This window comes from Furfurilactobacillus curtus (assembly GCF_054657915.1).
Genome location: NZ_BAAHXU010000001.1, coordinates 1,627,069 through 1,649,205, shown reverse-complemented (window position 1 = coordinate 1,649,205; position 22,137 = coordinate 1,627,069). Strand labels below are relative to the sequence as shown.

At 42.2% G+C, this 22,137-nt stretch carries 17 protein-coding genes and 1 pseudogene; 9 read left to right on the top strand and 9 right to left on the bottom strand.

What is annotated here, in order from left to right:
• Nucleotides 1–31 precede the first annotated feature (31 nt).
• Both ACYQ0Y_RS07660 and ACYQ0Y_RS07655 read left to right on the top strand, forming a co-directional pair.
• Nucleotides 32–1,057 carry an NADP-dependent oxidoreductase gene (locus tag ACYQ0Y_RS07660; protein WP_407883452.1) on the top strand — a complete coding sequence of 342 codons (1,026 nt, stop codon included), beginning with the start codon at nt 32–34 and terminating at the stop codon, nt 1,055–1,057.
• Nucleotides 1,058–1,290: 233 nt separating this feature from the next.
• A complete protein-coding gene (locus ACYQ0Y_RS07655) occupies nt 1,291–1,548 on the top strand; it encodes a hypothetical protein (RefSeq protein WP_407882983.1) in 258 nt (85 codons plus the stop codon).
• Nucleotides 1,549–1,828: 280 nt separating this feature from the next.
• Here the strand turns inward: ACYQ0Y_RS07655 and ACYQ0Y_RS07650 are convergent, their stop codons facing one another.
• From ACYQ0Y_RS07650 to ACYQ0Y_RS07640, 3 genes and pseudogenes are all read right to left on the bottom strand, one after another.
• Nucleotides 1,829–2,506 carry a type 1 glutamine amidotransferase domain-containing protein gene (locus ACYQ0Y_RS07650; protein ID WP_407882981.1) on the bottom strand — a complete coding sequence of 226 codons (678 nt, stop codon included), beginning with the start codon at nt 2,504–2,506 and terminating at the stop codon, nt 1,829–1,831.
• 1 nt (nt 2,507) lies between these two features.
• Nucleotides 2,508–2,837 (bottom strand): ArsR/SmtB family transcription factor, encoded by a 330-nt coding sequence (locus ACYQ0Y_RS07645; RefSeq protein WP_407882980.1) that lies wholly within the window; start codon nt 2,835–2,837, stop codon nt 2,508–2,510.
• A gap of 179 nt (nt 2,838–3,016) precedes the next feature.
• A pseudogene (locus ACYQ0Y_RS07640) lies at nt 3,017–3,676 on the bottom strand (nitroreductase family protein).
• A gap of 413 nt (nt 3,677–4,089) precedes the next feature.
• On the opposite strand from ACYQ0Y_RS07640, the gene ACYQ0Y_RS07635 reads away from it, so the two are divergent.
• The 4 genes from ACYQ0Y_RS07635 (at nt 4,090) to uxaC (ending at nt 8,380) form a co-directional block, all read left to right on the top strand.
• Nucleotides 4,090–4,755, top strand: coding sequence for a GntR family transcriptional regulator (locus tag ACYQ0Y_RS07635; RefSeq protein WP_407882978.1), 666 nt, complete (start codon nt 4,090–4,092; stop codon nt 4,753–4,755).
• A gap of 268 nt (nt 4,756–5,023) precedes the next feature.
• A complete protein-coding gene (locus tag ACYQ0Y_RS07630) occupies nt 5,024–6,586 on the top strand; it encodes an MFS transporter (RefSeq protein WP_407882977.1) in 1,563 nt (520 codons plus the stop codon).
• Nucleotides 6,587–6,602: 16 nt separating this feature from the next.
• Complete coding sequence (locus ACYQ0Y_RS07625) at nt 6,603–6,968, top strand: hypothetical protein (protein WP_407882975.1); 366 nt, start codon at nt 6,603–6,605, stop codon at nt 6,966–6,968.
• Entirely contained in the window at nt 6,968–8,380 is a 1,413-nt protein-coding gene (gene uxaC / locus ACYQ0Y_RS07620) for a glucuronate isomerase (RefSeq protein ID WP_407882973.1), read from the top strand. Before ACYQ0Y_RS07625 ends, uxaC begins: the two co-directional genes overlap by 1 nt.
• Nucleotides 8,381–8,841: 461 nt before the next feature.
• Here uxaC and ACYQ0Y_RS07615 read toward each other — a convergent pair whose 3' ends face one another.
• Together ACYQ0Y_RS07615 and ACYQ0Y_RS07610 are read right to left on the bottom strand one after the other, a co-directional pair.
• Complete coding sequence (locus tag ACYQ0Y_RS07615) at nt 8,842–9,492, bottom strand: bifunctional 2-keto-4-hydroxyglutarate aldolase/2-keto-3-deoxy-6-phosphogluconate aldolase (protein WP_407882972.1); 651 nt, start codon at nt 9,490–9,492, stop codon at nt 8,842–8,844.
• 19 nt (nt 9,493–9,511) lie between these two features.
• Entirely contained in the window at nt 9,512–10,465 is a 954-nt protein-coding gene (locus ACYQ0Y_RS07610; RefSeq protein ID WP_407882970.1) for a sugar kinase, read from the bottom strand.
• Nucleotides 10,466–10,952: 487 nt separating this feature from the next.
• Between ACYQ0Y_RS07610 and ACYQ0Y_RS07605 the strand changes: the two genes are divergently transcribed.
• Together ACYQ0Y_RS07605 and uxuA are read left to right on the top strand one after the other, a co-directional pair.
• The gene (locus ACYQ0Y_RS07605; RefSeq protein WP_407882968.1) at nt 10,953–12,566 is read left to right on the top strand and encodes a mannitol dehydrogenase family protein; all 1,614 of its coding nucleotides are present in this window, start codon (nt 10,953–10,955) and stop codon (nt 12,564–12,566) included.
• Between the two features lie 21 nt (nt 12,567–12,587).
• On the top strand, nt 12,588–13,670 hold the full coding sequence (gene uxuA, locus ACYQ0Y_RS07600; protein ID WP_407882966.1) for a mannonate dehydratase: 1,083 nt from the start codon (nt 12,588–12,590) through the stop codon (nt 13,668–13,670).
• 202 nt (nt 13,671–13,872) lie between these two features.
• Here the strand turns inward: uxuA and ACYQ0Y_RS07595 are convergent, their stop codons facing one another.
• Both ACYQ0Y_RS07595 and ACYQ0Y_RS07590 read right to left on the bottom strand, forming a co-directional pair.
• Nucleotides 13,873–14,823 (bottom strand): alpha/beta hydrolase, encoded by a 951-nt coding sequence (locus tag ACYQ0Y_RS07595; protein ID WP_407882964.1) that lies wholly within the window; start codon nt 14,821–14,823, stop codon nt 13,873–13,875.
• Between the two features lie 514 nt (nt 14,824–15,337).
• The gene (locus tag ACYQ0Y_RS07590; RefSeq protein ID WP_407882962.1) at nt 15,338–18,139 is read right to left on the bottom strand and encodes an SEC10/PgrA surface exclusion domain-containing protein; all 2,802 of its coding nucleotides are present in this window, start codon (nt 18,137–18,139) and stop codon (nt 15,338–15,340) included.
• Between the two features lie 1,101 nt (nt 18,140–19,240).
• Here ACYQ0Y_RS07590 and ACYQ0Y_RS07585 point away from each other — a divergent pair.
• Entirely contained in the window at nt 19,241–19,945 is a 705-nt protein-coding gene (locus ACYQ0Y_RS07585) for a TIGR00266 family protein (protein ID WP_407882960.1), read from the top strand.
• 178 nt (nt 19,946–20,123) lie between these two features.
• On the opposite strand, the gene ACYQ0Y_RS07580 is transcribed toward ACYQ0Y_RS07585, so the two are convergent.
• Both ACYQ0Y_RS07580 and ACYQ0Y_RS07575 read right to left on the bottom strand, forming a co-directional pair.
• Nucleotides 20,124–21,077, bottom strand: coding sequence for a zinc-binding alcohol dehydrogenase family protein (locus tag ACYQ0Y_RS07580; RefSeq protein WP_407882958.1), 954 nt, complete (start codon nt 21,075–21,077; stop codon nt 20,124–20,126).
• Nucleotides 21,078–21,318: 241 nt separating this feature from the next.
• A complete protein-coding gene (locus tag ACYQ0Y_RS07575; RefSeq protein WP_407882954.1) occupies nt 21,319–21,957 on the bottom strand; it encodes an SDR family oxidoreductase in 639 nt (212 codons plus the stop codon).
• Nucleotides 21,958–22,137: the final 180 nt, after the last annotated feature.

Below are 22,137 nucleotides of genomic sequence, written 5' to 3'. Positions count from 1 at the left end.
AAGATGGAGGAAAATAATTTTGACAGCAACAATGAAAGCAGCCGTGATTGACCGTTACAAACAACCAATGCCGGTGATTAAACCCGTACCACGGCCTAACATCGGGCCAAACGATGTGCTGATTAAGATTGTGACCGCTAGTATTAACCCCATCGATATTAAGACCAAAGACGGTGGTTTGCGAATGTTACTCAAATATAAAATGCCAATGATTATGGGGAGCGATTTCGCTGGCATTGTAACTAAAACTGGTTCTTTTGTATCGGATTTTAAAGTTGGTGATGCCGTCTACGGTCGTGTCCAAAAGAATCGCATTGGAACCTTTGCAGAATATATCGCCGTGGGTCAAGGCGACATTGCTAAGAAACCGGCGAACTTGACGTTTGCACAGGCTGCTGCGATTCCCCTCGTTGGATTAACAAGCTATCAAGCACTGCACGACATTATGGACATCCAACCTGGTCAAAAAGTAATGATCCAAGGTGGTTCTGGTGGAATCGGTGTCATGGCAATTCAAATTGCCCACTATCTCGGCGCTTACATTGCTACGACAACTAGCAAAGATAACTTTGATTTAGTTCGTTCACTTGGAGCTGATTACCCAATCGATTTTCGGACAACTAACTTTGCGGACGTGCTCAGCGATTATGACTATGTATTTGATACTCGCGGTGGTAAGACCCTAAGCGATGCCTTTAAGATTGTAAAACCTGGTGGAAAAATCGTCAGCATCTCTGGCTTGCCAAATGCCCGTTTTGGCAGAGAATACGGCGTACCCTTGTGGAAACAACTGGCATTTGGCTTCGTGACTCGTGATTTAACCAAATTGGAGAAACAAACGGGCGCCTCTTACACCTTTCTCTTCATGAAACCAAGCGGCGTTGAATTGGAAACATTGCGTCAGCTCATTGAAGCTGATATTTTGAAACCGGTTATTGATCGTATAGTCCCATTTTCCGCGATTAACGAGGCTCTGGCATACTCAGCTTCCGGTCACGCAACTGGAAAAATCATCCTGAAAATGACTGACGATCCCGAATCGAAGGTCTTTTCATGATCATTTCTGCTGTTAGTTTCCTCATTGTCACAATCATCGCAAGGTTGCTTCGCGGTCAAACAAATCAAAGGCCAACCGCAATCTGGCTTTTGGGCGAGAGCTTGTTCACAAGTTCCGCAGGATTTCTATTTGCCTTAACACTTTGGTCAGTTGCACACCAATGGTGGCTGCCAGTTGACCCCATTTTAACTAGTTTACTCTGGCTAATCATGTTTGTGGGTGAGGTCATAGCAGTGCGACTATTAGGAACACATTTTGCTGAGGTCAACCAGACCGCTCCTAGTTCTTTAAACGTCACCAAACTAGTGGATGGTTTCGCTTATCATGCGGCAACCTTTTGGCAATTGATGGGTGGCATTATGTTGGTCACAATTGGTACTACCCGTAGTTGGCCAAATCAAAGTCTCCTCATTGGCTGGAGCTTTGCAATGAGTGTTGCGATCACCTTGCAGAGCGCCGTTAAATTATTTCATGTCTCTCTTTATGATTAATGATCGACACACAAAAAATTAAATATGAATAATTGTAAGCAAGGCCTGAGCCTAAATTCAAATAGACTCAGGCCTTGCTTTTGCTGACCGACTGACCAAGAATTTGGGACAATTTTTGCTTTAAATTCATAATTATATTTGGTCATAGTAAAACCCCCAGAGTTGAATTTTGTCCAACTCTGGGGGTTCGCTTCACCCGCCAAAGTACGGAAGATGCTCACTTTTTCGCTAGTGCTCGCTCTCAATTCGGCGTTATGTCCCACTCTCAAGATATAATCTTCTATTTAACTTCGTTGAGCAATAACTTAGCCACTGCTCGAACTGAAAACGGATTTTGCCCCGTTAGCAAATGACCATCTTTAACAGCATATTCACTGTAGAAACGTTTCTTTTCAAAATGAGCACCACGGGCTTCGGCGGCTGCCTTGTTTAAAAATGGGACAACTGATTTCTTACCAGCAATGATTTCTTCAGCTGTCGTAAAACCTGTGACATTTCTTCCATCAATCAAATAATCGCCTTGATCATTCTTGATGTTCAACAAACCCGCAATTCCATGACAAACTGACGTTACATACCCATCATTGCGATAAATATCCATCGCTAGCTTTTGTAACTCAGGATTGTCAGGAAAGTCCCACATCACCCCGTGACCACCCGTATAATAAATAGCAAAATAATCGGCTGGATTAATTTGATCAGGTCGTAACGTATTCTTTAAAGCGCGTTCAACAAAATCCTGACTTTCATACACCCGCATAATGGCTTCATCGGTATACTTCATACTTCGCGGATCGAGTGGAACAAAACCACCCTTAGGGCTGACAAAGTCGACACCAATTCCGGCATGGTTCATCTCGTCGACAAATTCGGCCGCCTCGCCTAACCATAAACCGGTCGGATCCTCAGTGCCCTGATACCGTGTCGTGTTGGTCTCAACCACTAATACTTTTTTCATATCAGTTACTCCTTGTCATGATCTTGGTGACATCGTTTAACATCTGTTGTAATTTATCAAGCGTTTGTGTTTCATGGGTCAAATAATAATAGTTCTTTGTCCCAATACTACGACATTGCACTAATTGAGCAGCTTTAAGAATTTTTAGATGGTGAGAAACTGCCGGCCGTGATAGCTGCGTCACTTCCGTCAATTCGTTAACCCGCACCCCTTGACAAGCCTGATCTTCTAATAAACGAATAATAATGGCTTGACGCTTTTCATCACCTAAAGCGATCAGAAAATCGCTACAAGTGGAAAACGCTTCTTTCAATGCGGTAAATTTTGCCATGTCGCTCCTCCGTTCATTGTTTTAAACTATTAAACTATCGAACGCTCTCGCTGTCAAATTATTTTTTCTAACTTACATCCATAATTGGGATAAAAGTTAGCGTTGAATTTTACTTTCAAACAAAAAAAGCGGAACGTAAGCCACCTATCGACTTACGTTCTGCGCTCCTCATGCTTCAATTAAATAAATTCGGCCACTTTCTCCGCTGAATAACGAATTGACTTGACACTTAAGTCCTCACCAAGATTACCCTCGACAGCTGGCTTTCCAATCGCGATCCCCATCACGGGCACATAGCGCTCCGAATCTAATCCAAGTGTAGTCGCCGCTTTACTGGGATCATAGCCACCAATAGGATTCGTTGCATATCCATGAACAGGCGCTGCTAGCATAAATTGCATTGCTGCTAAAGAAGCGTCAACAGTTGCATCATTATGCAAAAATTCTGGTGTGGCCGTTTCATAAAACGGATAAAAAGTCTTTAAAATTTCATCGCGCTTGGCTGCTGTAACCTGCCCGTTTTCGTATGCCTGTTGCCATAATTCTCGATAAGACTCATATGATTTAGTGTCGACAAAAATCATAATCATGGCTGAAGCAGTATCCAATTGACGAAAATTGAAAGGTAAGAAAAATTCACGTAACTTTGCCTTTCAATCCGACGTATCAACGACGGTGAAATGCCAAGATTGTAAATTACAGGCCGATGGTGCCGAAATTGCTTCGGTAATCATTTCAGAAATTTCTTGACGTGCAATTGTGACATTTGAATCAAAATTCCGAACAGATTGGCGTCCAGTCATCATCGTTGAAAAGTTCTTTGTCTGGAAGTTATCCATGTCAATGCCTCTATTGATTATGTTTTAGTTCACAAAAGCAGTATAACCTAAGCTAAGATAATTAGTTTAAGCTTTTGAAAATTTAAACGATAATCATTTTGCTTTTCTGTTAGCAAAACTATCCTATACATCTATACAAAGACAGATCACCGCACGTAACCTGCCCCGCTCACCCTCGTGACTGTTGGTACAGATCCACTTGCTATAAGACCCGACTATATAATGGCCTCACTTTCGGAACCAACAGAAATCTACAGCATGCCCGCCGGCTGCCCCCATAAAGTAAAGGTTAATTTGGCAAAATTAGCATCATCGCCCCATCTAGCAATAGTTGCACCTAGATAGAGACTATTATAGTATTGTTCACATGAATTAAATTCGGTAATCACCATAGAAGATGGGTAAAGAAAGACATGGCACAAACAAGCAGTTTTCAGGATCAAGCTTTCGAACAAATTAAAAGTATGATATTACGTCTCGAATTAAAACCTGGCGAGCGCATCAACAAAAACGACCTAGCAGCTTCTTTAGATATTGGCATTACACCTGTCCGCGAAGCTCTGATCCGCCTACAAAGAGAGGATCTGCTTGATATTCGTCCTCAAAGTGGCACATTCGTATCTAAAATCACGCTTGACGAGGTCTATCAAGCACGCTTCGTTCGGAAAACCTTAGAGCAAGTTGTTGTTGCCGATGCCAGTAAAATAACGACCACCACTCAGCTAAAGGAATTACGAAAAATTCTTGGCTTGCAGCAAGTTTATTTAAACTCTCGGGACTACGACAATTTTTTTGATCTTGATGAACAATTTCATCGAAGCTTTTACGAAATTACACATAAGCTATATGTTTGGAGCTGGCTTCAAAAAGTCAATATTCAGTATAATCGGTTCCGGTACCTACGCTTAGATGTTTCGCCACTTGATTGGAAAAAAATCTATCAGGATCATGAACAGTTAACCGACGCCATCGCACATCAAGACAGCGATTATGCAAGCAAACTCATTGGCCGGCATCTTGATATGTTGGATACTGACGCCGAAGTTGTTAAAAAGAAGTTTCCTGAATATTTTTCATAGTTATCTTGTGCACAATTAGTAAAGCCTATCAATCTTGATGGGCTTTTTTTATTACCCATAAGTCCTTACTTTAGGATGATTATTGGCCTTCAAAACTCAATCCATCAGCATTTGACATTGCTCGAATATGAACAAACCATTGACACCATTTTTAGTAAGCGCTATCATGAGCTTGTTTCAAATATACTAATATATTAGTTCTCGGCTGGCGCAGTTTTTTCTGATGTTGATAGCAAGGAATGATCCTTGTATGAAAGGATGAATTTTTATGGACCAAAAGCGGTGGGTTTACACACCTAAGGAAATTAATGTTAAGCGTGGCGTTGCCTATGGTTTAACTGATCTAATGGGTGGCGGCTGGAACAATATTGTATCAGGGGTTATCTTCGCTTATTTGACCTTATCAGTTGGTTTGAATCCTGCGATGGCAGGGGCGATCACTGGGGTCGCGAGAATATTTGATGCTATCTTTTCCCTAATTTTTGGAACGATTACCGATGGTTTTTATAAGACTAAACTCGGTAAAAAATATGGCCGTCGTCATTTTTGGATGCTTATCGGCCTAATTGGATTCGCAATTTCATTTCTAGCCTTTTGGGTACCGGCAACTTCAATTTTTGGGCCCGGGCATGATTTCGTCTATTATCTGACTGTTTATACTTTAACCGAGCTTTTCGTCGGCATGATTCTCATTCCATGGGAAACACTGCCAACAGAAATGACAACTGATTACACCAAGCGGACGGTTTTGTCAGGATCTCGGATGTTTATTTCAGCTACTGGGACTTCGCTGGTGTTCTTTATTCTGGCCATTTTGCAATCATTGCCTAGTGCAGCGGCCAAAAAGAATGCTTATCTATTTGCAGGAATTCTTTGGACAATTCTTTTCGTTGTTGCAATTTTCATTTCATATCGTATGACTTGGGAACGGCCTCTAACAAAAGAATTCATAGCAGAACTAGACGCTCGCCCAAAGCTAACCGTTGGCCAATACATCAGGGAAACCTTACATGATTATGGTCAGACTTTTCGAAACTCTGCATTTCGCAAACATCTAACAATTTATATTTTCTCTTTTACAGGTAAAGACTTCTATGCAACATTGCTTCCTACCTTCATCGTCGTTTGTTTGGGAATGGCCTCAAATATCCCCTGGGTTCTTAACGCCTTTGCTGTCTTCGGAATTCTCTCAACCCTAATTGCTGCTAAATTAATGATCACCCACGGTCCACGATTCTTGTATAGTCTTTCATATATTGGAATTATTTTAGCTATGATTGCTTATGGATTAGTTTACTTCCTGCATGTAAAGAACCCTTTGACCGTCCTAATTATCATCACGATTATCTATCAGATGTCTCGGGGCATATTAGAATTCACCCCATGGAATGTATTTCCCTTTATTCCTGATGTTGACCACATTATGACGCGCGGTGATAAGGCTGGTACATATGCAGCAGTGATGACCTTTTTCCGCAAATCCACTGGTGCTTTGGCCACTTGGTTAGCTGGGATTCTACTTGAAGAACTTGGTTATGTCACTAATGCCACACACCAATCAGTGGGCGTCACTGACAGAGTTGCCCTAGTTTTCATGATTGCACCCATCATCTTAATTGCCATCGCACTGATAGTCTCATGGACTTTTAAATTAAATCGTCAAACTCATGAAACTTTGCAAGCCGAAATTAATCGACTTGAGGCTGGTGGCAATAAGTCAGAAGCTACTTCAGAAACCAGAGAAGTGGTCGAAGAATTAACTGGTCATCCTTATGAAAGTCTCTGGCCTGATCAAACTTTCGAAGAACGACAAGTTCAAAAAAACAAATAGGAAGGAGGATTTAAAAATGGCAGTACATGTGATCGTCTATAACAAACCTTTAAAAAAGTTAACAACGCTTTCGTTAATACCTAACCTAAATTCAGTAGACCTAACCGAAATCAATCTTTCGTTAACCACAGACTTAAGCAATTCCTTGACCGACGATACTTTCGCGCTGGTTTTCAACGGAACCGACTGGCAAAGTCTAACCTACACACAGTGGGAAACATTGCGCATTAACGAGGCCTTGCAAGAGGTAAGTAATAACTTCGGCAGTCAAACTCAGGGTATTCTTTCTAGATTTGTTGATAGCATGAATATCAAATACAAAGGCAAAAAATCTTGGGTGGAATTGTTAGATCAATTAGGTAAAGAAATCGAGGTAAAATAATGGCACTTATTAATGATAACTTTTTATTAACAACGAAGATTTCGCAAAAACTATTTCACGAATATGCTGAAGACCAGCCGATTATCGACTACCACTGCCACTTAGAGCCAAAGGAAATCTACGAAAACAAAAATTATGCCAATCTCGCTCAAATATGGATCAATGAGGGTCTCTACGGAGATCATTATAAATGGCGTTTAGAACGTGCTCAGGGAGTCCCTGAATCGTTGATTACGGGCGACGACGATGATTTTGAAAAATTCAAAGCCTGGGCGACGACGATTGACAATGCTTTAGGATCGCCACTATACGAATGGTCTCACCTTGAATTACGCCGCTTCTTTGGCATCAACACGCGTTTAAACCCGTCCACGGCAAGAGCTATCTGGGACGAGGCCAACAAACAGCTCGCAACCACCTCTTTTACTCCCCGTGCCTTAATCGCTCGTTCTAACGTCCAAGTTGTGGTTACTACCGATTCACCAGAATCAGACTTAAAGTATCACGAATTATTGGCAAAAGAAAATCTTTCATTTAAGGTTCTGCCAGGAATGCGTCCAGATGATGCATTTAATTTAACTGCTAAAAGCTATGCCGACTATCTTGAGATATTAGGCAAGGTTGCCGACGTCAAAATCAACAGTTTTTCCGCTTTGCAGGATGCCATGACTCAACGCGTTCAATTTTTCTCTGATCACGGTGGCAAAATTGCTGACCTTGGCTTGAATACTTACCATTACGTCGCTGCATCTGTTGATGAATTAGAACAAATCTTCCAGAAAGCTATCGCAAATAAAGCACTCAGTCAAAATGAAATTAGCCAGTATACCACTGCCCTAGTGGAAACCATGATGAAGCTAGCCCAAGATCATAATTGGGTTCTACAATATCACATCAATGTCAATCGTTCCCAGAATCAACCGATGTTTAACAAGATTGGTCCTAATACTGGCTTTGACTCGGTGGGCACTCAATCAGACATCACAGATCAACTAACTAAACTATTCTATGACGCCCAAGCTAAACAAATTTTGCCAAAAACAATTATGTACTCACTTAATCCAAATGACTGGATAGCCATCGCGACGATGTTAGGTAACTTCCAAGAAGGACCAGTTCAGAAAATGCACCTTGGTGCAGGCTGGTGGTTTAACGACACCCGTGATGGTATGGAGAGTCAAATGAAACTCTATGCGAATGTTGGTATGTTCCCCAACTTTTTGGGCATGCTGACTGACAGTCGATCCTTCCTTTCTTACCCGCGTCATGAATATTTCCGCCGTGTCCTTTGTGACATCATTGGCCAATGGGTAGAACGTGGTCAAGCTCCCGATGATGAAGAATACCTCGGCACCATTGTTAAACGAATTAGCTACGAAAATGCACGCAACTACTTTGGCTTCTTCGATTAAAAAATCTAATCTCTAATACGATATAAATTAAGTAAAATGGCGGTTCAACTACTGTAAGCGATAGTCTCTCGCTACCAATTCTGTAGTTGAATCGCCATTTTTATGGATTTTAACTGACTGTACTTAATCAAAATGTTTTGCCCACAAAATGGACAGCATTTGCGTTCATAGGTTAATTTAGCCGCGATGATGCGCACCAAAGTGGTCTATAACTTTGGTCTGGTCAAATATGTAAATGTGGGTCTGTTATTTCGAACATATCTAAGATAGAACCAGTTTGGGACGTCATAAATACCTCGCTTTGATTAGGTTTGGTCGCTGATATCGTAGCGTAGGGCAGAATGCCCTTTTTATTTTGTCCTAAATTTGTGAATAAAAAATGGTGCTGGTAAAACCAACACCAGGAAATTTCTGTACCTGCTTAAATAGTGATACGGACGGCAATAATTAGGAAAGAACTTTTATTTTTTCGAGGCCATAATTCGTTTATATTCAGCGATGTATGCCTTGGCGTTCTCAGTCACACCAGCAAAATCATCCTTGTTTGCTGGCTTAGTTAAACCACCACCAGCGCCGACAACAACGGCTCCTGCTTCAAACCAGGAGGCCATGTTTTCAACGTTTACACCACCAGATGGCATTACGTTCAAGTATGGAAATGGCCCGTGATATTCTGCAATAGCGGCTGGTCCAGCTAACGCTCCCGGGAACATCTTAACGATTTCTGAGCCGTATTTAAGCGCCGTTTGGGCCTCAGTTACGGTGTATGTGCCAGGAACGTATGGAATTTGATACAAATTACATAAGAAAGCGACGTCTTTATCAAAGGTAGGGCTAACAATGAATTGCGCACCTGCGATAATGGCTAAGCGGGCCGACGTTGCATCAAGTACCGTCCCTGCACCCACGACCACGTTAGTTCCCTCGTATTTATCAACTAATTTCGAGATAACTGTATCTGCATGTGGCACACTGTAAGTTAATTCGAGGCCAGTGACACCACCTTTAATGATAGCATCGGCTACTTTTACGGCTTTCTCAAGCGTTTCAGCCCGAACAACCGCGATAACACCTGTATTGATCATCTTTTCTAGTAACTCGGCTCGTTTCATATCTTTATCACCTTTCCTATTAAACACTTTGGCTCATAAATTTGTGGAGCTCATCAGGCGTTGGATAACCATCATTGTCTCCTGGACTCATAACAGCCAACGCACCAACTGCACAGCCGCGCTTCACTGCATTGTCTAAAGTCTGCTTTTCCAACAATCCAGTAATCAGTCCGACGGCAAAACCATCGCCCGCACCAACGGTGTCAACCACCTTATCAACTTTGAAACCTTGAATCGTCCGACCTGGCTTACCCTTTTCTTTAATAAACGCACCTTTAGGGCCAATCTTGACGATCACAATTTGAGTATGACGACTTTGGTTCAAATAAAAATCAGCAATGCTCGCTGGATCATCTGTGCCAACAAGAATTTCACCTTCGTTGACACCTGGCACGACAATTGTTGCTAATTTAGCAAGTTCATTGGTCACCTCAATCATTCTTGATTGCGTGTCCCATAATGCTGGCCGCAAGTTAGGATCAAACGTTATCAACTTACCTGCTGATTGCAGTGTTTTACCCAAAGCTTTTAAAACTTCCAAGTCATTTTCGGAAAGTGCAGCAAAGATCCCCGAAAGATGTGCAATCTTAACATCATCTAAATTGAGTTTTTCTAAATTCCGAATATCATAATTTGCTGCGGCAGAGTTTTTACGGAAATAGTGAGTTGACGGATCGCCAACGTTTACCCGCTCCTTTAAATAAAATCCTGTCCAATACTCATTGCTTTTAGTCACGTACGTCGCATCAACATTTTCCACCTGCATTGCCTGAATCAAAAACTTGCCAAAAGGATCATCACCTACCGATGAAAGATAAGCCGCGGTATGTCCCAAACGGCTCACACCAATGGCAACGTTCAATTCAGCTCCTGCGGCATATTTTCCAAAATTGTGAGCCTCTACTAACGACTTATCGACATCCTCCGAAGCAAATACTGCCATCGGCTCACCAATGGTTAAAAATTCACTCATTTTCTACCTCCTAATAAAGCGCTTTCAAATTGTTGCAAACCTTATCAAGGCTCTCTTCTATCGAACGCCTTACCCCCATTCTAAGAAATAATCGGACCAATTGATATATTAGTATTGTAGTTCAATGAGGGTAAAATTTAAAGTCGCTTTTAACTTAGTGCGTGTCTATAAGTCAGTTGTCTGTTGTCTGTTTTTGAATCCTTTCGCTCCTTGGTTCAGTCAATTCTCGATCACTCAAGGTTTGGCGATTGATTAGTTTCGACAAATCAAGTGTTAAATGCCTCTCATTAGTCGCACTTTGATATAGACACATTGGTGACCTTCCACTCACAAATCACTTGCGTGCCAATATGAGTTCGATAAACAGAGCTTGAATTATCGTCACGAAAGGACAAAAGCCGCAATTGAAAACGGATTCATTTCGTGATAAACTGATTTTGAGAACTGATATATTAGTATATCTATTATTTTAAAAGGAGCACGCGTTATGTATAAGCTAACTGATGATTATCTTTCGAAGGTATCAGTTTTTAAAGATGCTGGCGTTTCTTTACCAAATTTTGATCAAGCCGTAGTTACAGAACATACAGTTAAAAAACCAGTTTGGGTCCACTTTGGTGGTGGAAATTTATTTCGTTGCTTTCACGCCAAAATTGCTCAAGATCTGTTGAACATTGGGGAAATGACCTCCGGTATTATCGTTGCTGAAACTTACGATGACGGTGTGATTAATGAAGCCTATAAACCCTATGCCAATAGAACCCTGCAAGTTGTCATGGATGAAACTGGTCATTACCAAAAAACGTTAATTGCTAGCGTGTCCGATGCAATTTATTACAATAAGGCGCAGGCAGACGGATGGGAAAAACTGAAAACAATTTTTCAGAATCCGTCACTTCAATTAGTAACAATGTCTATTACTGAAAAAGGGTACTCACTACGTGACGTCAATGGAAATCTAACGAAGACCGCTCAAGCTGATATAAATGGGGCACCAGATAATGCTCAGACTAACATGGGGGCTATTACCAGGTTGCTGCTTGCCAGATATAGCCACGGTAAGTTGCCGATTGCAATGATCTCGACCGACAATTTTTCGGAAAATGGTCAGCGTTTCCAAGATGGTGTCTTAACAATTGCTACCGGTTGGGTCCACGAAGGGACAGCAGAGCCAGGCTTCATTGATTACTTAAATGATCCTACTCTGGTCAGTTTCCCTTGGAGCATGATCGACCGTATCACACCGAATCCAGCCGAGTCAGTGGCAAAAATTTTAAAGGCCAGCGGGTTTGAAGACACGAAGATCATTCACACTGCTAAAAATACGACAATTGCACCGTTTGGTAATACCGAAGAAACACATTACTTAGTGATTGAAGATAGTTTTCCAAATGGTCGACCTAATTTGGAAAAAGCTGGCGTCATTTTGACTAATCGTGAAACTGTGAACGATGCCGATCAAATGAAAGTAACTGCTTGTCTAAATCCTTTACACACCGGACTTGCAATCTTTGGCTCAATTCTCGGTTATACTAGTATTGCAGAAGAGATGACGAACCCAGATCTTGTATCCCTCGTCAAACAGCTGGGATACAACGAGGACCTTCCCGTTGTCAAGAACCCCGGAATTATTAACCCTAAGTCCTTCATTGACGAAGTAATCAATAAACGATTACCGAATAAAAACATCCCGGACACGCCGCAAAGAATCGCCAGTGACACCTCACAAAAATTGCCGATTCGCTTTGGCGTCACTTTAAAACATTATCTAGATAAAGAGGCCGATGCTAGTAAGTTAAAAGCCATTCCGTTAATCATTGCTGGCTGGTGCCGGTTCTTGATGGCCATTAACGACGATGGCGACGCTTTCGTGCCAAGTCCAGATCCATTACTAGCAGAATTACAGCCATATGTGACTAATATTAAACTTGGCGACACAGTTGATGCACACACAGTATTGAAACCAATTTTATCTAATAAACAGATTTTTCCCACTGATTTGAGTGCGCTAGGTTTGACCGAATCAATTGAAAAAAGCTTTACTAAAATGATTGCGGCTCCCGGAGCCGTTAGCAAAACATTGCACGAAACATTTAATTAAGTATCAGAAGGAGTAAGACATATGGAGAATATGGGATTTCGGTGGTACGGATCTAAAAATGACCCAATCACCCTGCAGAACATTCGTCAAATTCCTGGGACAACACAAGTTGTGGGCGCATTATTTGACGTACCAGTAGGCGAAGTCTGGCCGAAAGACAAGATTGCCGCGTTAAAAAAAGAAGTTGAAACAGCTGGTTTGAAATTAGAAGTGATTGAATCAGTCAATATCCATGATGATATTAAGATTGGCTTGCCTAGTCGCGATCAATATATTGAAAACTACCAGCAAACAATTCGAAACCTTGCTGAATTTGGCATCAAAGTTATCTGTTATAATTTCATGCCCGTATTTGACTGGCTACGCACCGACCTGCACTATGTATTGGAAGATGGTTCTAACGATATGGCTTTCGAAGCTGATAAATTAGCTGAGGACCCACAGGAAATTATCGATGCCACACGAGCAAATTCGAACGGATATACATTGCCGGGCTGGGAGCCTGATCGTCTTGCCACAATTGAGGGTTTATTCAAAGCTTACAAAAATGTTGATGAGAGTAAACTACGCGAAAATATGAAATATTTTTTGGACGCCATCATCCCTGTCTGCGAAGAATGTGACGTTCGCATGGCCATGCATCCTGACGATCCTCCGCGTCCGCTCTTTGGTCTACCACGCATTTACAAAAATGCCAAAGATATGCGTGCTATCGAAGCAATGCATGAATCTAAGTACAACGGTTTTACCATTTGTACTGGTTCATTAGGCGAAAATCCCGATAACGACGTGCCGGCTATCATTCGTGAATTTGTCAGTAAAGATCGCGCACCTTTTATTCATGCCCGTAACATCCGCTTTATGAATAAAAAAGGTGATTTTCACGAATCAGCCCACCTTTCTGAATGCGGAAGCCTAGATATGTATGAGATTATGAAAGCACTGCATGACACAAACTTTAATGGCTATATCCGTCCTGATCATGGCCGTAATATTTGGGGAGAAGATGGCGTTCCAGGATATGGCCTGTATGATCGTGCTCTAGGAATTGCCTATCTGAATGGGCTCTGGGAAGCACTTGAAAAAAATAGTCGTAAGTTATAGTACGTGGAGAAACATCTGGAGCCTGAATCATCCGATGACTCTTACTCAAAGCAAAAAGTCCAAAGGCCATCTTTGCTAGGCTTGGTCACCAAATACTGATCTATGTTATAAGCTCAATAAAAGCCAGCATCTCGAGACGCTAGCTTTTATTGAGCTTATTTTCAGAACCAAAACACTGAGCAAATTTAAAGTCAGTGCTTAATTAGTGGTTTCCATTCATGATCCAATTCGTCGCCATTGCCATCGCTGCTCGAGTGGCATTGGTCTGGTCTAATGAATTAACCATCACAAAATCATGGATCATCCCTTGTAGACGCAATTGTGTCACGTTAACTTCAGCTTCGCGCAGCTTATTGGCATAGGCCTCGCCTTCATCTCGCAATACATCTGCCTCGCCAGTTATAATCAGCGCTGGTGGTAATTTTCGTAATTGTTCAATCGTCGCACGTAAAGGTGAGGCTGTTATTTCTGCTCGTTGTTTTTCGTCTGTCGTATATTGATCCCAGAACCACTTCATGCCATCCTTCGTTAGGTAATAACCTTCTGCAAACTGATCGTAAGACGTCGTTGTGAAAGTAGCATCAGTCACTGGATAAAATAAAAGTTGCTGTAAGATCGATAATCCACCGCGCTGCTTCGTCATAAGGGTCATCACCGTCGCCATATTTCCACCGACTGAATCGCCGGCAATGGTCAGTCGACTAAGATCAAACTTTTTACTTTCAGCCAGGTTACTTAATTGCTGTAAAACGGCGTAGTTTTGTTCAATTGCTGTCGGATACTTGGCTTCTGGAGACCGCGAATATTCAGGGAACACGATAACTGAGTTCGTCCGCACCGCCAATTCACGAACTAACTTGTCATGAGTTTGGGCACTACCAAAGACCCATCCTGCACCATGAATGTAGAAGATGACGGGCAATTGACGATAATTGCCAGCTGGACGAACAATTCGCACCGGCACTTCGCCCCACTTACCTGTTGCAACAAGGATATCTTCAATATCAACGTTATATTTATTAACTGGTGACGTTTGTACTTCCTCCAATAATGCACGTCCGTCTTTGGGTGGTAATTCATAGATTCGTGGATGCGGCTGGTTGGCTTCGCTAAAGGCTTGTGCTGCTGATTCTAAAACGATTTTTCTACTCATAATCGAACCTCCTTTGCAAAACTTCGATGTCTCTAAAAATATGAAAGCTTACTGTTCTACCTTCATATTAACGGTAATTAAATCAATCTTCACTTATTTACTCCCGATTACTACTTGCAAAATGGTAATACAATTCATTAGAAAATCATAAAATTTAAAACTCGCCGAGAAAGAAATCTTCAATTATCTCATTGCTAAAAATTTATTCCACCAAGGTTAGGGGCACCTGTGACAAATTATCAATAATGCACCATGAACCACTAAAATCACTTTCTCAAGTCTCCACTTGCTAAATAGGCTTCGTCACATTTTCTACTTGAAAAACATTTGCTTAATCACCCGACTAATACCCATCATTTGTGCCGTAACGATCGCGTTATTCCGAAAAATCATTTGAATAAACACAAACCTTCTAACTTAATTCATCGCCTAAATTACACTTTTTAACAAAAAAGGTGCCATTCCCAGCACAAACCAGGTATGGCACCTTTTAATCCAAAAAAATTTAAATTGGTTAACGCTTACGCTTAAAACCAAGCACACCTAAACCAGTTAACATTGCCAATGCTAACCCTAGTAGACCAGTTTGTTGTGACGATTGTGCACCAGTTGCCGGTAATTGTTTTTCGTGAGATGTCTGTATAGCCTGGCTCTTTGTCTTAGGGGCCACTACAGAGTTTAATACAACAGCCGTGTCAGTCGGTTTTACCTCCCAAGCTGGCATTTCCGTCACATTCCCTGTTGAACTTCTTGTACCTGTCATGGATTCGACCGTACTCTTTGACATATTAGATATTGACATCGCTAATGATGACTCTGCCATAGAACTCGTTGAGGATGTTGATGTTGACGTTGCTGCCGAACTCGTTGAGGCTGTCGATGTTGACTTTGCCGCTAAACTCGTTGAGGATGTCGATGTTGACGTTGCTGCCGAACTCGTCGAGGCTGTCGATGTTGACGTTGCTTCGCTGGTAGCTGATGACGTAGAATTAGCAGCTTCGTTAGCTTGCTCTAATTGAACTTGAGCAGCATTTAGTGCCGTAATAGCCGCATTATACGCCAATTGGGCGCTACTTTGGGCGTCTAAAGCGTCTTTAGCATCATTTTGAGCTTTGGTCAAAGCCGCGTTTGCTTGATCCAAAACTTGTTGAGCAATTATTATTGCAGTATCAGCATTGGTTAATTCATTCGACGCATTTTGGGCGGCCGCTAATTGTTGTTGCAAAGTGGCTAATTGAGCCTGATCACTCATCAGCTGTCTTTGAGCGGCATCTAGTTGTCGGCTAATCGCCGTTTGAGACGTTGCCGTCGCCTGATAAGTCGTCGTAGCTTTTGACTGAACTGCTTGATCGGTTGTCAACTGTGCCTGAGCAGCGCTAACCACAGCCGTTGCTAGCTTAATTGCAGTGGTATCAGTTGCAGCCGTCGTCTTGGCTTGCTGAACGATCTGCGATGCCTTGGTTAAAGTGACTTGATCTGCCGCTAACAGCTTTTGAGCCTGATCGAGTTGCTGAGTTGTCATCGTAACACTGTTATTTGCTTGCCGCAATTGTTGCTGTGCAGTATTCAAAGCATTTTGCGCAGTTGTATCTGACTGAATATTATTCAATAACGTAGTTGCCTGTGACAAGACCTGTTGATCAGCCGTTAGTTTTGCCGTCGCTTGATTCAATTGAGCGATCAAGGCAGTTACGTCAGATGACGCTGGTTCAGATAAGTTGTTAGTCAAACTAACTTGTACTGGTGCTGATCCCAATCCAGCAATTCCATTATAACCATCCATATTAAAATGAACCCAGTCGTACTTATCACCAGAAATCCCAATAACATTGGTCGATGAATTCAAGAAGTTTTCTAAATGCCCCCATCCAGAGTCAGCATCATCAAACAGCATGCTGGTAATGGAAATATATAGAAAAGTTTCAAAGTCGTTCATATTAGGATACAAAGACAATGTATAGTTTCCAACATTGGTATTCCAACCAGAAATTGGTCCGCCAGCATTTTCGCTCCAGCTCGATAAGCCAGCAGCGCTGTCAATATTATTTAAAGCGACTTTATCATGACCTTGTGAGCTCAAATCCCAATTGTCAGCGTCGTACTGAGCGGCAATTTTCGCTGAAATTTTCATCATATCCGCATTAGCGGCAATCGGTTGTTCCCCTAAAGCGCTCCGAACTTGGTTAACGACGGCCACTGTGAATAGACCGGCTGCATCAGCCTGGGCCGACGTCAAGCTGGCAACGTTAACTGTTTGATCCGTTGCACTAGCTGCATTTGATAAAGCACCTTCTGTTGATCCGGCCAAAGAATTAGCTGCAAAAACACTACTCATGTAGGTGCTAAAATCGGCGGATGTGACATTTCCTGCACTAAATGCGTTGTATTCACTTGCAAAAGTAGTTGGTAGCTTTAAGGCACTCACATCTGTTGATGTCTGACTTGCAGCCGCAATCTGTGTCTGTAAACTCGTCACTGTCACATTATCACTGCTGAATGTGGTCTGAGCCAGTTGTTGCGCTGTTGATGCATTGACAACCGCCTGACTCTGTTGCGCCATCAATGATTGGGCAGAGGAAACTGCACTCGTTGCTTTACTCTGAACTGTCTCGGTCTGTCCAAGTGTTGCCGTCAAACTGGCAATGACTGAATTGTCCGCATTAACTGCCGACTGAGCAACTGATTCTGCTGACTGTGCACTCACTAAGTCAACTGAACCAGTCAGTGTAGCCAGCGCTTGTTGCGCGCTAGTTAACGTCTGTTGATCATTGGTCAATTGGGCATTGGCCTCATTGACAGCTGTGGACGCAGTCGTAAGCCGCTTGGCAACATCAGTATTTGTTGATTGTGCTGAACTCAATCCACTTTGATCAGCAAATACTGTCTGCTTCGCCTGACTAACCATACTCTGTAACTGATTGAGTGATTGTGCGGCCGCACTTAGATTAGTCGCACTCTGCTGTGCTGCAAGTACGTTAGTCGATGCTTGAGTCACAGCAGTTGAAGCTTGTTGAACGCCGTTTGTGGTTTGACCAACTGCACTAGTTGCACTACTCAATGCTTGACTCGTTTGGCTGACAGTGGAATTAGCAGATTTCACTGAGTGACTGGCCAACACTTGAGCAGATGTTTGACTGCCTGCCGCACTGGTCGTAGTTGCACTGGTCTGCGTAGTCGCCGCCTGTACTTCACTTACGCCAACGCCAATACCGATTGTCAATAACGCAGTTCCTGCAACTAGCCAAAGCTTGCCGGCCTTATACAGCTTAAAACGCGTTACCCGAATTTGAGATTGTTTCCCATGCTTCAATTTCATGATGTGGCCTCCCAGCCAATTAATGGACCGACTCAATTGAAGTCGGCTATTCTAGCAGTTATGGTGATTTCAAATATGTTTTTGTGTTAAGACAGTTAACTAGCAAAACCACTAAACACCATAATATAACTACAGCTAGATAAATGTGAAGCGTTATTATATTAAAAGTTATTCAATAATTGTTGGTTGGTTATTACTCATTCATCATGTACATGCCACTCTCAAATCGACATATGTTACAAATTATTTTTACCAAGCATTTTTGTTGTAAGCGTTTTCTGAACGTGCTACTATACTGGTGAGGAAAGGAATTACCTCCCTCAATCGACGCCTTCTCATCATGGTCGTACCGGGATGGTTCTGGGAACCACGGTTGACGATCACAGCTACCCCAGCGTTTGAAAAGCTGGTAGTCCGCAGGTCACGTAAAGTTATGGATGTTGAGAAACATTTAGACCGCGCCTTGTCAACGAGATTAGCTGACCGCGCGAAGTGTTGGTGACACAGTAGGTTACGGTAGCACCGGAATGTTGAACCATTTTTTATCCGCTCCAAGTTCCAAATTAGGTTTTAAAGTTTCAAATTGGTGAGCGTGTTGCATCAGTTTTTCTGAGAAACAGCAGGTGATTCCAATGACCCAAATTGTTTAACGAAACTCGTAATGTGAGTTTCATGCGTACCCTGCACCAAATAAATCACGTTCCAATTTGGAGGTGTATGACTGATAGATAGTCATATGTGTGCCACGCGTGATGCCTATACCGCCGTTTGCCTGCCGATCAAATGGTGATGAGCGACCAGTCACGAGGTAGTCGTTGACTTCGCCCACATTAGCAGACAGTTTACAAGTGGACAGGTAGGTCAGGACAAGGGATTGCGTAAATTTAATATTGAGGTGTTAGCTCATTCAGAATTGTAAAACGAATGTTGCGCCGATTGAGGATCTTTCCTTGATTAACTAGGTTCCGGGTAGAGAAGGCTCGGAGCCTTTTTTGTTGCTAAGGAATGTGCTTAAAGAGCAAGAAGATTTCTTAGTGCGGAGCTTGAGACTATGCTATGCTTCTTTTTAAATAAAAAGGTAAATCCAAAGGAAGTAGTCTCATGAAGTATACAATCACGACTAATACTACATTTCCCGTCGTTAACCTGACTTTAGCTCAAGATGAAACGATCCAGATTGAATCTGGCTCTCTGATCTATCATAATGGCCTTGTAACTTTAAGCGGTCACCTGAATGATAATGGTAAGAAAGGACTCGGCGGCTTCGTCAGCGCTCTGGGCCGTTCCATGACAAGTGGAGAAAGCTTTTTCATCACAACAGCGACTGGAACTTCAGTCGATGCTAAAATGACTATTGCTCCGAACAACCCGGGAGCTATTAAAGCGCTCGCTATCGATGCTGATCATCAGTATCGGCTGAACACCGGTGCCTTTCTCGCTATGGATTCAACGGCAAGTTATAACATGGTTAGCCAAAAGACGAGTGGTGCAATCTTTGGCGGAACTGGAGGCTTCTTCATCATGGAAACTTCTGGTACAGGTACTGTCTTAGTTTCCTCATATGGCGATATTATTCCGATTGAATTAGACGGCAGTCACCAATATGTGGTTGATAATAATCATGTGGTCGCTTGGGATAGTAGCTTAGAATATTCTATTAAGCCAGCCAGCGGTGTGGTTGGTTTCAAAACTGGTGAAGGCTTAGTCACTGAATTCAGTGGCAATGGTACAATCTATATTCAAACACGGAATATGCAGTCACTGGCTAATTTGATTCAGCCATTCTTACCGAGCGATAAAAAATAACCTAACAAATTCGTCTTTTTCATTGCTACTGGTATGCCGCTTAAACAAAAGGCAGTCTTCCCGAATAACTAGGAAGACTGCCTTTATTTGATTGAACACAAATAGCAACACACACAAATCAATTATTTTAAGGGGACGTGGCAGTCAATTAAAAGCTGTTAATTTTTCCGAATAATGACTATTTTGAATGACGCACTTCAAACACAATTCTTTTGGTTCCTTTTTCCTGCCATGCTTCTTCAAAGTCATCCAAGGGAACTTGTTTAAATACAAAGCTAAACGGCTGTTGAGATTCAGATTGAAGAATTTCTTTAAACGATTTTATAATATCGTGAACCCCGATTGATCCTTGACCAGAACCAATTAACTGCAATTTCACTGCTCGAAAAGCTGCCCCTGGTAACGACGCTGTTTGACCGGCAGCGGTCCCTATTGAGACCCACTTTAATTCCTGCTCATCATCATTTCGGTGAGGAATAATCGCCCACATCGCGTTGGCAGTAACCTCGCCCCATAGATAATCTAATACAACATCAATATCTTGCCCTGCAAGCGCTAATGCCTGTTTAACCATGGCAGCTTCTTGATCCAACTCAATAACTTGCGTTGCGCCTAAAGCTGACAACTCGGCTTGCTCAATGTGTCGGCCAACAGCAACAATCTCTCCTGCGCCTAGGCGTTGTGCAACCTGAATGGCGACTTTTCCGGCATTGCCGGAAGCCCCCAAAATCATCACCTTTTGGTGTTTTTTAAAATTGACCCGATACTTTAGCGCCATCCATGCAGATAACGCAGGATTCATCAATCCAGCTACTTTAGAGTCGTTTACGCTACTTGGTAATTCAACCCAGTGGCCTTTTTCAACTGCCACTTGTTCAGCAAAACTTCCATCAGCGACGAAGTAAACCTTTTTGCCATTTGGCAGTGTGCCCACACCATCAATTCCGGGTACCATTGGTAATTTTCCGGTCGCTGTGTAATGTTGCCCAGTCGCGCTTGACCGAGCACGATTAGATAGCGATGATGACAACACGTTGATGATCACCTCATCTGCTTGTTCACTTGGTGTTGGATAATTTGTTTCAAATTTTGGTCCCTCATCAAAATTTCGTACAACAATTGCTTTCATCATTTTTAAGACTTCCTTTATTTTCACTTTTATATTACATGTAATATAAAAGCATTATAATCAAGGCGCCTCATAAAGTCAAAATATATTACAAGTAATTTAAAAAGGCTTGAATAACGCTGCGGCGTCACCAACCCACCATTGATATTCCTATACCAAAAAACTACCCACCAAAATGGCAGATAGTTAAAGTTTAACTGACGATTTATCCGCTAACGCAATGCGGTATCAATGGTAATTAAAATTAATACCAGCTTGGTTTATCTCCGTCAGTATTGGGTTTATTAACCCCCAATGACGCCTTTACATGCTGGTCAGGATGCGCAGCAATGTCGGCCACCAATGCACCAATGCTCTTACGGGAAACTTCGGTTCCTTTAAATGGTTCACCTTTATTCGTCAGCTCATAGCTCACTTCGTCTTCATTCTGTAACCAAGCCGGCCGAATGATCGTGTAATCTAAGCCGGATGTTTCAATGACAGTCGCCGCTGCGGTATAAGTCGGCAGATAACCGTCATCAAGCATTTCATGATTCCATTCACCAAATGCACCAGGCACTTCATCGTAAATTCCTAGCGTTGAAATCCAGATTAATCGCTTAACACCAACATGGTTCATCGCCGTAACAACATCCTTCGCTTGTTGCTCAATGTTACTGCCAGCCAAGTTTGCATAGACAATATCTTGTCCAACCATCGCTTGGTTCAATGCATCTGCGTTGGTAACGTCCCCTGTAACCACCTTTTCATGGTCTGGGGTTACTCTTTCTAAATTATCAGGATGACGTAGGAATAACGTCAGTTGCTGGTCTTGTTCGACCATAAATTGTTCAGCAAATTGAGCGATTTGACCGCCCGCACCTAAAACTAATACATGACTCATGAAAATAACCTCCTTGATTAAAATGACAATCACGATTCTCAGATATTAATCGGTGTGGTTAACCCTTGATGCCGTCTGAGTCAGCCTCACTGTTTAACTGTAATTATAAACATTACAATTATAAAAACAAGCAAAAACGCTTGAAAATAACTCATAGTGGAACCAGCCGGGTGAGCCTGA